Here is a 14,317-nt window from a genome sequence, read left to right as displayed (position 1 = left end):
GATACTGCGGAACCACAAGAGGCGCGGTGGCCTTCCAGTGTCGTATGTGCTCATCTCCGGCCCTCCAGCACCGCGGTCTGGACATGCCGGCCGCCCTTCGGCGCCAGCCGTTGGAGAGCACGGACCGGGACGCGGCGGAGGATCTCCTGGCGGGCGGCAAACGTGACAGCTATGACACCGAGAAGTCCCGCGCCGAGGAGCCTCGGCAGGCCGGCCGGGAGGATGAGCGAGGTTAGCGCCGCCATGCTGGCTCCCGCTAGCGCAGCCGCGAACGGGCGGATCAGCGGCTCCGCGCACGTGCGCCACGGACTGGTCATCACCCGGCGGAGTGCATACCCGTAGACCGGAATCACCACGAGACAGATCACGGCGACGTGCGCATAGGCGGCTCCGAGCAGTCCGAAGGCTGAGACGCCGAGGACCACCGCGGGAACGAGGAATCCGAGCCACACTGCTTGGATCATGAAGACCCAACCTGCGTGTCCCGTTCCGACGAGGATGTTGGAGGCGACGAGGCTCACCACGAAGACGCCCCCGTAGACGGCGAGCGCGGACAGGACGGGACCCGCCGCTGACCACTTCTCGCCGTAGAGCACGTGGACGATGTCCGGCGCGAGCACCGCCGTGAGCGCCGACGTGGGGAATGCTACGAGACTGACGACCGCGAGCCAGTGCGCCGCTTTCTCACCTACGAGTTCAGGCTGGTCCTTGACGACCGAGAACGCTGGCATCCCGACCCCGTTGATCGCCGCCCCTAGGATCGACGTCGACCAGGAAGCGATGTTGAAAGCCAGAGTGTAGACCCCCAGCAGGACAGGCCCCAGCAGTCCGCCGATGAAGGCGTAGTCGGCATTCAGGAGCGTGTAGTTGAGGAGATTCGCGCCCGCGAGGGGCAGCCCGAAGGCCAGAGCGCGCTGCACGGCCTCCCGGTTCCATTGCGGCCAGAACCACGGCCGCACCGACGCGATGACCACTGCACCAGCGACGACCTGCCCTGCAAGCCGGGACCACGCAAAGGCCACGGCGCCTTCACCTGAGAGCGCAAGGATGATCAGCAGGGCATTCGACGGGACAAAGGCCACGGCCGTGGCAGTGAAGATCCGGCCTTGCCTGAACTCGCGGGTAAGCATCGCCGTCGGCACCGTCGTCAGACAGCTGAACAGGATGGACAGGGACAGGATTCGGATCGAGTCGGCAGCCGCCGGCGCGCCCAGCATTGAGGCGAGCGGTCCGGCGGAGGCGAACATCGCGGCCGACAGAATCAGGCTGCTGCAGATCGAGAGGGCGACGACCGCGGGAGCAATCTTGCGCGGGTCGAGGTCCCTCCGGGCAATGGAGGCCGAGAGGCCGAGCTCGGAGCAAGAACTCACCACGGTATAGACGACAAGAGCGACGGCAAAGGTCCCGAAGTCCTGTGGCGAGACGATGCGGAGCACGAAGATCGTCACCGCGATGGTCGCAAGCTTGGTGACCAGAGTGTTCACGCCACTCCAAAGGGCGCCTCGGGCGACCGACCTCGGGTCCGCCGGGCGCGAGTCCGCCCTCAGCACTGCCCCACCGCCCGAACGACCGCCTCCGCTACCCGCTCGACCTGCTCCGCCGCCAGATGCGGGTGCATCGGCAGCGAGAGGATCTGCGAGGCGGCGGCCTCGGCTACGGGGAATGTGCCGGCCCCGTAGCCGAGGAACCTGAAAGCCGGCGTGAGGTGCACCGGCGTGGGGTAGTGGACGGCAGCCGCGATCCCCGCAGCACCAAGCGCGGCCCGGACCTGCTCGCGCCGCCCCTCCCCCAGCACCCGCACCACGTACAGGTGGCACACGTCCTCATTGCCGGGCATGGTCCGCGGCACCACGAGACCGGGCACCCCAGCGAGCAGCTGCCCGTAGAGCTCGGCCGCCGCGCGCCGTCGTGCGTTCCATGCCTCGAGGCGCCGCAGCTTGGCCCGGAGGACCACAGCTTGGAGCGCATCCAGACGCGAGTTCACACCGACGCGCTCGTGCACGTACTTGGTCCGGCTGCCATGGGCGGACAGAAGCCGCACCTCGTCGGCGATGATGCCATCGTTGGTCGTGACGGCGCCTGCATCACCTGCGGCACCGAGGTTCTTGCCGGGGTAGAAGCTCGTCGCCGCTGCATCCCCTAGCGTCCCGGCGGCGCGGCCGAAGCGGCCCGCCCCCTGCGCCTGGGCTGCATCCTCGACGATCGCCACGCCGCGCTCCAGGGCAACGGGCACCAGCCGCTCCACCGCGGCGGTCTGTCCGAACAGGTGCACCGGGACAATGGCCTGCGTCCGAGGCCCCATGGCCCGCTCCACAGCCCCCGGATCGATGAGAAGGTGCACCGGGTCGACGTCGACGAGCACGGGCCGGGCACCGGCCCTCATCACGGCCTCCGCCGTCGCGACGAAGGTGTTCGCAGGAAGGATCACCTCTCCCCCGGCCTTCACGCCGACGGCACGCAGCGCCAGCTCGAGCGCGTCCGTCCCGTTCGCCACCCCCACGCAGTGGCGCACCCCAAGAAAGGCTGAGTACTCGGCCTCGAACGCCGCGACGGCCGGGCCACCGATGAAGGCGCCCTCCTCGAGGACCCGCTGCACCTCGCCGAGGACCTCGTCGGCGATCTCCCGGTGCTGCGCCGCCAAGTCGACGAACGGCACAGAGGCACGGGTGGCACGCGCCGCACTGATCGTCATGACGCCTCCCTTCCGATCGAGCCGCTGCTGCCTGGGCCGCTCACGGAGAGCTGCCGCGCCGGCACACCTGCCCAGACCTCGCCGCGCGGAACGTCATCGAGCACGGCGGCTCCCATCCCGACGACGGCGTTGTCGCCCACCACGACCTGCTGGCGCACCGATGAGTTCATGCCGAGGTAGGCGCATCGGCCCACGCGGACGCCGCCGCCGAGCGAGACACCGGCGGCGAGGGTCACGAAGTCGTCCACGTCATCCTCATGTGTGAGTGTCACGTGGGGCATGACGACGACGTGCCGGCCCACCCGCACCGCAGCGGTCAGCGTCACGTGGGCGAGGAGGATGCTGCCCGCACCCACGTGGCATCCCTCCGGGACGCGCGCGGACGAGTCGATGATGGTCGCATAGCGGTCGTGCCCGAGCCCCAGACCCGCGAGGCGCCGGGCAAGCCGCTCCCGGCCCATTCCGGCCCCGACGCACAGCACGACCCGCGCGAGGGGAAACCGCGTGACGGCTGTGACAGGACCGAGGACGTGGGCGCCGTCGATCTCGGCGGCCTCCTTCGCGGGATCGTCGTCGAGGAGTCCGAGGATGTCGAGGTCGCTCCCGGACCTCACCGACGCCATGACCTCCCGCGCGAGCCCGCTCGCCCCGACCATCAGCAGCTCGCTCACACGGTCCTCCTTCGGAGGGTATGGCCCCGCGAAGACGCGGCCGCCCGGCGGATCGAGTCGACGACCCGCTCGAGCTCGTCGCGGCGCAGCTCGTGGTAGAGCGGCAGGATGAGCGTCGAATCGGTGAGACGCTCGGTATTGGGCAGCGGCAGCGCCGCGCCGCCGTCGGGCCCGGCAGCGATCCCGGCGAACGCCGGCTGCCTGTGCGCGGCCATGATCCCCCGCCGGGCCGAGATGCCGTCCTGGGCGAGCGCGGCCAGAAGGCCGTCCCGGTCCACGGGGAACTCCGGCAGGACCTCGAGCCACAGGGACTGGAAGTTGCTCTGCCCGTGCTGGGGATCGGCCGAGAGCCGCAGCCCCGGAAGGTCGGACAGTGCGGCGCGGTACACCGCTGCCAGCTCGCGGCGCCGCGCCACCATCTCGGGCAGACGCCCCAGCTGCACGAGCCCGACGGCAGCCTGGAGGTCCGTCATGCGGTAGTTGAACCCGAGCTCGCCGTACTCCTCCTCCGGGGCGAGGACGCTCGCGTGCCGCACGTCCGCGGGCACCGAGGCCCCGTGCTGGCGCAGCCGCCGCGCACGGTCAGCCCACGCGCGGATCGGCGTCGTGAGCATGCCGCCCTCACCCGTCGTGAGGAGCTTGCGGGGGTGGAAGGACCATGCCGCGGCATCTGCCGCCCGCCCCACCGGCTCCCCCCGGTAGCGCGAGCCCGCCGCGCACGCGGCGTCCTCGACCACGGCGATCCCGAGCGGGCGGCACAGGGCGGCGATGGGGCCGACGTCGGCGGGCATCCCGCCCTGGTCGACGACGACGACCGCCGCTGTCCGACCGCTGATCGCCTCGGAGATGCTCGCCTCGGTGAGGTTGCCGGTGAGGGGGTCGACGTCGGCGAACACCGGGCGCGCTCCGAGGTACCGGGCGGCGTTGGCCGTGGCGATGAACGAGAAGGACGGCACCACGACCTCGTCGCCCGGCCTGACACCGGCGACGGCGAGCGCGAGGTGCAGGGCTGCCGTGCAGCTCGACACCGCGACGCCCTCCGCGACGCCGACCGAGTCCGCGAAGGCCCGCTCGAACTCCGCAACACGCGGTCCCTGGGCCACCCAGCCGGAGGCGATGACCTCCGCGACGGCCGCCCCCTCCTCGCGGCCCATCCACGGCTTCATGACGTTGATGCGCTCGGCGCCGGAGCTCTGGGGCTGGGGGACGTCCACGGGCTCGACGGCGTCCACGGGCTGGGCGGCGTTCACTGGGCAGCCAGCACTCTCGCCGCCGCGATCTCCTCGCGCAGCGGCCGCCACCATTCCACGAGCCTCCGGAGCCCCTCGTCGAGCGGAACCTGCGCCACGAAGCCGAGGTCCCGCCGGGCACCGGCGGTGTCGGCGAGCCTGCGCTGGACACCGTTCACGGCCCGCTCGGGCCCGAACTCGACCGTGAGATCGGACTTCATGGCGCCGAGCAGGGCCACCGAGAGGGCGAGGAGGCTTGTCTCCACGCCGCTGGCCACGTTGTACTCGCCGTGGCGGACGCCGCTGACGGCGGCGAGGATGTTCGCCCGGGCCACATCCTCAGTGAAGACGAAGTCCATCGTCTGGCTCCCGTCGCCGAAGATGAGGGGCGGCCGGCCGTCGTCGATCCTCTCCATCCAGCGCACGAGGACCTCCGTGTACAGGCCGTGGACGTCCATCCGCGGCCCGTACACGTTGAAGTAGCGCAGGGCCACGGAATCGAGGCCGTACATGCTGTGGAAGCTGCGCGCCAGGCCCTCGGAGAAGCTCTTGGCTGCCCCGTACAGCGTGTCGTTGGAGTGGTGGTGGTGCCGCTCGGAGGTGGGGAACTCGTCCGCCATCCCGTAGACGGACGCACTCGACGCCGTCACCACCTTGTCGACGTCGTGCTGGGCCGCGGCCTCGAACACCGTGTAGGTGGCGTCCACGAGGACCTCGAGCGCGAGCCGCGGCTCCTCGGCGCACTGCGTGATGCGCAGCGCGGCCTCATGGAACACGAGGTCCTTGCCCACAGTGAGGTCGTGGACGAGGTCGCGGTCCCGGATGTCCCCCTCGATGAGGCGGACCCTCCCGGACGCGAGGGCACGGGACAGGTTCTGGGTGCGCCCGCGCACGAGGTTGTCGAGGACGTCCACCCGCCCTGCGCCCGCGTCGAGGAGCTGGTCCACGATGGTCGAGCCGATGGTCCCTGCCCCGCCCGTGACCAGGACGTCCGCTCCGGCAAGCACGCTCATCTGAGCACCTCCTGCGCCGGAAGCGTCCCCGCCGCCGCGGCGAACGCGGCCGGCGATGCGAGCGGCGGGGAACCCGGAGCGCCCACTGCCGCCGTCTGCGCGGAGGGCGCCCCCGGCGGTGCGAACGCGCCGTCGTCCACGGAGACCACGCCGCCGCCGTCCACCACGCTGCGGCTCACCGCATCGAGCACGGCGAGGACGCGCAGCCCCGAGGCCCCGCTCGTGGCGGCGGGACGGTTCTGGCGGATGGATGTGGCGAACTCGGAGACCATGAGCGAGAGCGCCTCGTGCTCCGGCAGGGCCGGCGACCACGTATCTCCGAGCCGGTAGGAGATCGCGGCCGCACGGCGGTCCTGACGGCTCGCCCCGCGAGTGGGCATCTGCACGCCCCGGTCGTACACGCTCAGGCGCTGCTGAGGGTTCAGGTCGTCCCACACGAGGGTCCGCTCCGTGCCCCCGAGGACCATCTGGCGGATCTTGGTCGGGCTGAGCCAGTTGACGTGGATGTGCGCCATGGCCTCGTCCGGCAGGGCGAAGGTGACGTGCCCCACGCAGTCATGGCCCGTCCCGAGGGGATCCGCGCCGTGCGCGGACACCTCCGCGGGGTGCAGTCCACCCGGAAGCACGTAGTCGAGGATGGCGAGGTCATGGGGAGCCAGGTCCCAGAAGACGTCGACGTCCGGCTGGACCAGGCCCAGATTGATGCGGACCGAGTCCACGTAGAGGATCTCGCCGAGCTCGCCCGCCCGGACCAGGTCGCGGATCTTCTGGACCGCTGGGGTGTAGCAGTACGTGTGGTCGGCCATGAGCACGAGGCCCCGGGCGGCAGCCTCGGCGACCATGTCCCTCCCGCGCGGGAGGCTGTCCGCGAGGGGCTTCTCGACCAGCACGTGCTTGTCCGCCCGCAGGGCCGTGAGTGCCACCCCGTGGTGGGTGCGGGCCGGCGTCGCAATCGCGACGGCGTCGACCTCGACCGTGTCGAGCAGCTCGTCCAGGGACCCGACGACGCGGGCACCGCCGATGGAGGCAGCGAGCGCCGAAGCGCGTGTGGTGTCGAGGTCGCAGATCGCCGCGAGCTCCCAGTCGGGGCTCGCCCGGAAGTTCCGGGCGAGGTTGGGCCCCCAGTAGCCGGCGCCGATGACGGCCACCCGCAGTCGCTCCTCGAGCTCCTGCAGATGGAGGACAGGGTGCGAAGTCTCCATGCTGCCTCCCATGCTGCGCGCCACCCGGTCCGGTGGCACCTTGGCTGCCCGCCCGAAGCGCATCCTCAGTACGCTCCGACCGGGGTGATGACGGCCTTGAGCGTCCGCCACAGGATCATGAGGTCCCCGGTGAGGGACCAGTTCTCGACGTAGTAGAGGTCGAGCCGCACGGCGTCGTCCCATTCCAGGTCCGAGCGGCCGTTGATCTGCCACAGCCCCGTGATCCCGGGCTTGATGAGCATCCGGCGGAACGTGTACGACTCGTAGGCTCCGAACTCGCGCGGCAGGGGCGGGCGCGGCCCCACGAGGCTCATGTCCCCCGTGAGGACGTTCACGAACTGGGGCAGCTCGTCGAGCGAGTACTTGCGCATCCACCGGCCGCACCTGGTCACCCGCGGGTCGGTGCGCATCTTGAACAGGACGCCGCTGCCCTCGTTCTGCTGGGCCAGGGCGGTGCGGCGGGCCTCGGCGTCGTGCACCATCGAACGGAACTTGAGCATCGTGAACGGGGCGCCGCCGCGGCCCACGCGCTCCTGGCGGAAGATGACGGGCCCGGGCGAATCGAGCCTGACGATGAGCGCGAGCACCCCGAGGACCGGGGCGAGCACGGCGAGGGCCGCCGCGGAGAGGATGATGTCCATGCCGCGCTTCACGAGGTGCTTGCCGCCGGAGTACTGCGGGAGGTCCACTTCCATGAGCGGCAGCCCCTGCACGGGGCGCCAGTGGATGCGCGGACCTGCGACGTTGGTCAGGGACGAGGCGAGGACGAGCTCGGCGTCGTGCTCCTCGAGCCGCCACCCGAGCTCCCGCACGTACTGGTTCCCGCCCGGGACGGGTCCGGCGATGATGACCGCCGCGGCCTTCTTCAGCGCGACGGTGCGCACCACGTCGTCGATCGAGCTCAGGACGGGCACGCGCTCGCCGTCGACCGCGAGGGTCTGCCCGCGCCGGCCGCCCGGGAGCGCCGCTCCGAGGACGTTGTAGGGGGCACCGGCTGCGGCCGCGATGCGGCGGATCACGTACCGGACGTCCTCGGGCTCCCCCACGACGACGGCCGGCGTGAGGCACAGCCCGTTGGCCCGCTCGTGGGTCAGCCAGCGGCGGGACGCCCACCGTCCGGCGAGGAGTCCCCCGACGCCGAGGGGCAGCATCGTCGCGACGAGGGCCGGCGGCGTCGCCACCCCGGAGAGCACGACGACGAGGGCCAGCAGCGCGACGATGTGGACCGACGCCGTGGCGACCCGACGGTACTCCTCGGCCCCCGCCCCGAAGACCGCGGGCTCGCGGCTGCGGTAGGCACCGAGGGCCACGGGCCAGATGACCGCGAGCGCGGCCAGCAGGGCCAGCGCGCTGGGGCTGTCGGCCACGGAGGCGGCAGCGACGGAGAGGGTCGCGAGGACGACGGCGGTGTCGACCACGCGCAGTGCCAGGCCGTAGCGGCGGGGCCAGGCCGAGGCCGCCGCCGAGCGCGCGATGCGCGCATGGTCCGGATGGAGTGGGAGGGCCCGCCTGAGCGGGCCGGTGGCGCCGAGGCCAGTGGCGTGGTCCCGGGAGAAGGGAAGGCCGGTGGGCATGAGAGTCGAGTGGCGTGCACCGGCCGGGGCTGACGACATGGCGGTCCCCTCTGGCTGCGAGTGGTTCCTTCACGCGGGTACGGTCCTGCTCGCCCCCGCGAGAACTTGGCGGGAACCGCCGGCGTCGTCGCCTCGGCCGGCGGATTCCCACAACCAGTACACTCGCCGGGCTGTACGCAGCACATCCGTAGCGGGTACCCGACATTACCCGGGCGTATCCCGTGGGGACCCCGGAACGGTACTCGAACGCCCCCTCGGTGGGGTACGCGGACCACTCGGCGTCAGCCACTCATGGGCGTGGCGACTACGCGGAGGCGCGGTGGGGGGACTCTCAGTCCTCGACAGCGGCCGCGAGTTCGGCGCGGCTGGCCACGCCGAGCTTGGCGTAGCTGCGGTGGAGGTGCCCTTCGACGGTGCGCACGGACAGGTGGAGCTTCTCGGCGATCTGCCGGTCGCTGAGTCCGTCGAGCGCGAGCCCCACGATGTCCTGTTCCCGGGGTGTGAGCTGGAAGGAAGCGAGCACCGCCTCACCCGGATCGTCCGCAGGAGCCGGGCTGCCGGGGGCCTCGCAGCGGCGCGCTGCCTGGCCGGCGAGGCGCGCGTTCGCGCGGTCGCCTGCCTCGTCGAAGGCCGCGGCGGCCCTGGCGAAGGCCCTCCGCGCGCGTCCCAGGATGCCCAGCTCCCGCAGGAGCTCGCCGGCCTGCATGAGGTCCTCGGGCTTGCCGGTGACGATCGCTCGCGCCCAGGCGCCCATCGCGGCCGTCCAGCCGCCCTCGCACGCGGGCGCCAGTTCGGCGGCCTCGAGCGGATCGGGGCCGTGGCCGGCCTCGAGGTCCAGTTCGAGGGCCACCGCGCGCGCGGCCATCTCGATCCCGACGTGCCCGTCCTGGCGCAGCGTTTCGATAAACTCGACGAGGCGGCCCGCGGCATCGGGCACCCCCAGCCGGACCTCGGCGGCGATCCGGTGCAGCCGGGCGAGCCAGCCGGTCAGCGCGCGCCCCACGTTGGCCGCGGCTTCAGCCTCCTCGAGCCACGTCTGGGCATCCTCGGTCCGCCCGGCGGCAGCCGCAGCATAGGCTGCGAGGGCGAGGGTGACGCCGAGGAGCTTGTACGGGTCCCCGACGCGGAGGCACTCGATGATCTCGGGCAGTACCTGGAGGGCCTCGTCGACGCGTTCCTGGCGGACCAGTGCGTAGGCCTGGGCGGTGTACAGGGCCGGGCCGCACACCACGACCGGCCACGTGCGCCCGGCCCCGTAGGCCTCGACGGCAGAGTCGACGGCCTCCCAGGCGCCCACGTGGATCGCCGCGACCAGGTAGCGCATGAGCGCGTGCCCCTCGAGGGGATAGTGCTCGTCATCCTCCACGGGCCGGGCCAGGACCGCGCCCGCGGAGCGCATCGCGCCCTCGAACCTGCCGCCCACGATGTCCGCCTCCGCCCGCATGAGGGACCAGATGGCGCGTTCGACGGCGGGCTCCCGGCCGCCGTCGAACGCTCGCCCCTGGGCGGGGTCGGCGGCGAGCGCCCGATGGAAGTCTCCCCCGTAGGCCAGCGCCATGGACTTCAGCAGGCGTGCCCTCCGCTCGATGGCGTAGCGCGGGCCGTCTGCCCGGTCCGGCGGGAAGTCCGGCGGCAGCTCCCGGGCCATCGCTGCGAGCTGGTCGGCGTCGCCCGGGTTGGCGTGGGCCTGTCCGAGGACGGAGCGCACATGCGAGAGGAGGAGGGTTCCGACGAGGAGGTCGCCGGCGTCCGCCTTGCGGCGCGGTCCGGAAAGGAGGGAGGTGAGGCATGCCGAGTAGTCGCTCCTGTTGAAGAGCGCCCGGGCACGGGCGCCGCGCAGCCGCGAGCGGATTCCCTCGTCGCCGATGAGCCTGATGCAGTGCAGGGCGAGGGCGTTCTCGGACTGGCGCACGGCGAGCTCGGCACCCGCGGCCAGCTGGGCGTCGCCCACCTCGGCGCCCACGTCCAGCGCGAGCGCGATGCGCCCGAGCGCGTTGGGCCGGTCGGGACCCCACGGCTCGCCCAGGGATTCGAGCTTCTGGTGGATCTGGAGCTTGCGCGGGATCGACGTGAGCAGCCGGATGGCGTCGGCGACGAGGGCCGAGCGGATCCGCACGAACCCGTCCTCCCGGTCGGCGAGCCAGCCGCGCTCGCCCAGCTCGATCAGGACGTGTTCGGGAATGAGTGCGCGGGCGGATTGTTCCTGGAGGGGCTGCGCGTGCGCGATGAGCGCGAGGCCCGAGCGCTGGGCGGGGCTGAGCGTGTCCAGGTCGGCGCGGACGTGCTGTTCGAGGGCCGCCCCGCTGCTGACGAAGTCGGAGGCGAGGACCCAGATTCCCCGCCGGGCGACGAGGGCGCCCTTGCCCAGCGCCTCGCCGATCACCAGCGGGAGCCGCTCGGGGCTGCCTCCGCTCACATGGTGCAGGACGGCCGCGGCCGCCCGGCAGACGGCGCCCCCGAGCTGGGCCTCGGACATGGCGTGGCTTCCAGTCAGGTCCATGGGCCCGAGTTCCAGCCGCTCGCCCAGGCCGTCGTGCCAGAGCTCGAGGAGGCCAGGCGGCATGCCCGGCCGGAGGCGGGCGGTGGCCACGAGCTTCACCCACCGCGAGGAGACGGCCTCGGCGAGGACCGAGGCGGTTCCCTCGTCGGCATGGTGCATGTCCTCGGCGACGATCAGCACCGGGCGCCCGGCGTCGCGCGCCTTCGTGTCGACCATGGTCCATAAGGACCGCAGCACCGCCACATGTCCCGCCATGCCCCGGTCCGGGCCCGCTGCGCGGGCACTCCCGTTGGCCGTACTCCCGTTGGCCGTGCTCCCGTTGGCGGCGCTCCCGTTGGCTGCTCCGTGGGGCGCCGCGAAGTCCGCGGGCTCCAGCGAGTCGAGGATCGCCAGGAGCGCACCGTGCCGCACCCCCTTGAGGGCGTGGCTCGCCAGCAGCCGGACGACGGCGAACTCCCCCTCGAGCGCCCCGGCGATCGCCTCGGCGACGTCTGCCTTCCCGGCGCCAGCCTCCGCGACCACGAGCACCGCGCCGAGGTCCCCGGACTTCAGCGACGCCACGGCGGCGTCGACCACCGCCGCCGAGCCGAGCGCTCTGGGCCCCTCGGTCCCCTCTGTCCCGCGCGAGGGCCACGCCGGGCCCCCCTGATGCGGCTCATACCAAGCCGGCAAGACCGCCACGAGACGTCACCCCCAATTTGGTGAACACCTGGTACAGGTGTCCCTCGACTGTCCGCACGGACAGTCCAACCGCGGCCGCGATCTCCCTGTTGCTGGCCCCGTTGGCCGCGAGCCGGGCCACCTCGTGCTCGCGCTCGGTCAGCATGGGCGCAGGAACCTGTGGGGTGATCGGCAGGGCGGGCAAGGTGCGTGTGAGCCGGTCCAGACGCACCTGGGCCTCGCCCGCGCGGGTCTGGTCGCCGGCCATGCGCGCGAAGTCGACGGCGAGCGCAGCGCAGCGGGCCTCCACCGCGTCGAGCAGCAGGCCGTGGGCGAGCTCCGCGGCATTGAGCAGGAGGCCCGCATCCTTGAGCCGGCTGCCCTGGGCGACGAGGCCGCTGACCATCGCGAGGGGGCCCTGGCGCTGGGCGGCAAGGCGTTCGATCGCGCGGAACTCCTCCTCGGTCCCGGGGACGCTGGCGCCGAAGAGGGCAATGCCCGCCGCGGAGACGCGCCCCGCGGCCTCGTCCTTCTCGGCGAGGCGGTGCAGCGCCGCAGAGGCTTCCGGGTCGCCGAGCCAGCGGCGCGCCATGGACACGCAGAAGTCGGCGGTCCATTCGAGGCGCCAGGAGGTCGGGCGGCGGCTCTGGGCGGCGAGCGCGAGGTACCGTTCGGCCTCGGCGCGCTCTCCCGTCTGGGCGAACGCGAAGGCGGCGGCTGCCTGGGCCGTGGCCAAGGCGTTCCCGGCCTGGGTGCGCTCGAGCTGCGCGCACGCTGCCAGGAGCGGATCCGCTGCGAGGTCCCCGCGTCCTGCCGTCACGTACGCGAGCCCGAGGGCCATCTCGGCCATGCCGCCGCGGAACGCGAGCCGCTGGGCGTTGTGCTCGAGGTAGTGGGCCGTCAGCGCGACGCACCGCTGCCACCGGCCGGTCCACAGCCAGACCGTGAAGGCGCTCCCGGCCAACGAGTCGGCGTCCTGGCCGGTTGCCCAGTCCTGGGGGTCGCCGAGGCTGTCCAGCAGCCGCTCGGCGTCGTCCTCCCGCCCGCACGCGCTCCACGCGTCAGCGAGCATGACCGTGCAGGCGCGGCGGAAGCGCTCGCTCACGCCTGGCCTCGCCACGGCATCCTCGAGTCCCGGCATGGCGGCGGCGAAGTCCCCGGCGAAGCACAGCTCCGCATAGCGGGCGGACTCGAGGACCTCCGCGGCCTCGGCCAGGCTGTCGGGCCCGTCGCGGACCGTGCTGCCCGGCCGCGCACCGCTCTGGCTCCCCTCTCGCCGGGCAAGGACCGTCTGGGCGTCCGCGAGGACCTCGAGGGGCCTCCCCTGCCCCGGCATCGTCCGCAGGAGTGCGGCGAGCGCGACCGCGTGCCGCGCAGCGTCGACGGCGCTGACCCTCGCGAGCGCGTCCTCGCGGACGCTGCGGAGCACTTCGAGCGCCTCCTCGGTCCGCTCGAGGAGCGACAGCGCGGCGGCCCGGTGGCGGGCGGCGACGGCGCGCAGGGCGTGCTGCTCCGGGACGAGGGCGGTGAACCGCAGCGCCTTCTCGGGTTCGAACAGTGCGACGGCGGCGTGGGCGGCGGCGACGGCCACCTCCGGGGAGATCGTGTCCCCGGAGCGCAGGGCCCATTCCGCATCGGCGACGAGCTCCGAGCGGCTGAGCGCCTCGGGCGGGCGGCCGGCATCCCGACCCGTGAGCAGGCCGATGAGCTCTCGCGAGCGCTCGGCGCTGAGCCGGGCGCGCACCAGCTCGGCCATGCGCGGCTCGCGCAGCACGACGCAGCGGCGGTCGCCGGCCTCGGTGAGGATGAGCCCGCCGTCGTCCATGTCCACGAGGACGTCGCTGCCGAAGAGGTCGGCGAGGTCGGTGAGGGGAACGCGCCTGGCGACGGAGAGCAGCTCGATCACCTCGCGCACGTCCTGCGCCTCGCGGGCCCAGCGCGCCCTGAGCAGGTCGTCGTACCCGGCCCCTTGGCGCGGCACGATCGGCCCCCTGAGGGTCCAGACGCCGGAGTGGAGGTGGAGGTTCCCGCTCTCGCGTTCCTCGCCGATGATCGACTGGAGCTCGGCGGGATTGCCGTGGCACGCCTCGTGCAGCGCGCCGAGCGCCCCGGCGGTGACTCTCCCGTGGAGCAGGCCGACGACGAGCCTTTTCAGGTCCTGGACGCCGATCCCGGCGAGCGGCACCTCGGTGAGCCGTCCGCGGCGCAGGAGCCTGAGCAGGTCCGGCGGGAGGAAGGCGGCGCGCTGGGCGACCACGATGGCCCGGGCCGTGCGGGAGAGCAGGAGGTGGAGCACGACGCCGGCGCTCGCCTCGTCCAGGGGCGCGGCGAGTTCGATGAGGAGGACGACTGGCCTGCCCTGGGCGTCGCGCCGCAGGATGTCCGCGGCAGCCAGGAGGAGCCCCGGGCGGGAGTCCGTTGCCCCGGCCGGCAGCCGGGCCAGGAGGAAGCCGAGGCTCCCGTATTCGGTGTGCGAGGCCGCCTCAGTGCTCCTGACGTGGACGGTGTGGGCCTCCCGGCCGAGGGCCCCAGCGATTCCGCTCGCGAGGAAGGACTTGCCGACTTCGGGCGGCCCCGTGATCACGATCCCGAGCGAGCCGGACGCGGTCAGCGCGGCGCGCGCAGCCTCGGTCTCGGCCGGCCGTGCCAGAACGGACCAGCGGACCCGCTCAGTCTGGCGTCCCTTTGCCTCGATGCCGTGCCCCTCGACCGTCGCGGTGCCAGCAACGGGCTCATAGGCCATCGTCCCCATGCTTAGCCTCCTGCACCGGTCCCC

9 protein-coding genes are annotated in these 14,317 nt (G+C 72.7%); all 9 read right to left on the bottom strand.

The genetic code is table 11. The features are described from left to right. Positions 1 to 50 precede the first annotated feature (50 nt). Positions 51 to 1,550, bottom strand: a complete 1,500-nt coding sequence (locus ABD298_RS10445) for an oligosaccharide flippase family protein (protein WP_344299624.1) — start codon at positions 1,548 to 1,550, stop codon at positions 51 to 53. Continuing rightward, positions 1,544 to 2,692: a DegT/DnrJ/EryC1/StrS family aminotransferase gene (locus tag ABD298_RS10440; RefSeq protein WP_344299623.1), complete on the bottom strand. Its 1,149-nt coding sequence runs from the start codon at positions 2,690 to 2,692 to the stop codon at positions 1,544 to 1,546. Before ABD298_RS10440 ends, ABD298_RS10445 begins: the two co-directional genes overlap by 7 nt. Continuing rightward, complete coding sequence (locus ABD298_RS10435; RefSeq protein WP_344299622.1) at positions 2,689 to 3,363, bottom strand: NeuD/PglB/VioB family sugar acetyltransferase; 675 nt, start codon at positions 3,361 to 3,363, stop codon at positions 2,689 to 2,691. Before ABD298_RS10435 ends, ABD298_RS10440 begins: the two co-directional genes overlap by 4 nt. After that, positions 3,360 to 4,529, bottom strand: coding sequence for a DegT/DnrJ/EryC1/StrS family aminotransferase (locus ABD298_RS10430; protein ID WP_344299787.1), 1,170 nt, complete (start codon positions 4,527 to 4,529; stop codon positions 3,360 to 3,362). The genes ABD298_RS10435 and ABD298_RS10430 overlap by 4 nt, the downstream gene beginning before the upstream one ends. A gap of 80 nt (positions 4,530 to 4,609) precedes the next feature. After that, on the bottom strand, positions 4,610 to 5,605 hold the full coding sequence (locus ABD298_RS10425; RefSeq protein WP_344299621.1) for an NAD-dependent epimerase/dehydratase family protein: 996 nt from the start codon (positions 5,603 to 5,605) through the stop codon (positions 4,610 to 4,612). Then, a complete protein-coding gene (locus tag ABD298_RS10420; RefSeq protein ID WP_344299619.1) occupies positions 5,602 to 6,807 on the bottom strand; it encodes a Gfo/Idh/MocA family protein in 1,206 nt (401 codons plus the stop codon). Before ABD298_RS10420 ends, ABD298_RS10425 begins: the two co-directional genes overlap by 4 nt. A 65-nt stretch (positions 6,808 to 6,872) precedes the next feature. Then, positions 6,873 to 8,420, bottom strand: a complete 1,548-nt coding sequence (locus ABD298_RS10415) for a sugar transferase (RefSeq protein WP_344299618.1) — start codon at positions 8,418 to 8,420, stop codon at positions 6,873 to 6,875. 292 nt (positions 8,421 to 8,712) lie between these two features. Continuing rightward, positions 8,713 to 11,457: a helix-turn-helix transcriptional regulator gene (locus ABD298_RS10410; RefSeq protein WP_344299617.1), complete on the bottom strand. Its 2,745-nt coding sequence runs from the start codon at positions 11,455 to 11,457 to the stop codon at positions 8,713 to 8,715. 79 nt (positions 11,458 to 11,536) lie between these two features. Further along, positions 11,537 to 14,293, bottom strand: a complete 2,757-nt coding sequence (locus ABD298_RS10405) for a LuxR C-terminal-related transcriptional regulator (protein ID WP_344299616.1) — start codon at positions 14,291 to 14,293, stop codon at positions 11,537 to 11,539. Between the last annotated feature and the right edge of the window lie 24 nt (positions 14,294 to 14,317).

The organism is Sinomonas flava, from assembly GCF_039531875.1.
GTDB classification, from domain to species: domain Bacteria; phylum Actinomycetota; class Actinomycetes; order Actinomycetales; family Micrococcaceae; genus Sinomonas; species Sinomonas flava.
The sequence above is the reverse complement of the archived record's forward strand: the minus strand, read 5'-3'. Positions and strand labels throughout refer to the sequence as shown.

Coding starts and splice junctions, on each gene's coding strand:
- ABD298_RS10440 (WP_344299623.1), bottom strand. CDS start 2,692: ATGACGATCAGTGCGGCGCGTGCCACCCGTGCCTCTGTGCCGTTCGTC.
- ABD298_RS10430 (WP_344299787.1), bottom strand. CDS start 4,529: ATGAAGCCGTGGATGGGCCGCGAGGAGGGGGCGGCCGTCGCGGAGGTC.
- ABD298_RS10405 (WP_344299616.1), bottom strand. CDS start 14,293: ATGGGGACGATGGCCTATGAGCCCGTTGCTGGCACCGCGACGGTCGAG.
- ABD298_RS10420 (WP_344299619.1), bottom strand. CDS start 6,807: ATGGAGACTTCGCACCCTGTCCTCCATCTGCAGGAGCTCGAGGAGCGA.
- ABD298_RS10415 (WP_344299618.1), bottom strand. CDS start 8,420: ATGTCGTCAGCCCCGGCCGGTGCACGCCACTCGACTCTCATGCCCACC.
- ABD298_RS10425 (WP_344299621.1), bottom strand. CDS start 5,605: ATGAGCGTGCTTGCCGGAGCGGACGTCCTGGTCACGGGCGGGGCAGGG.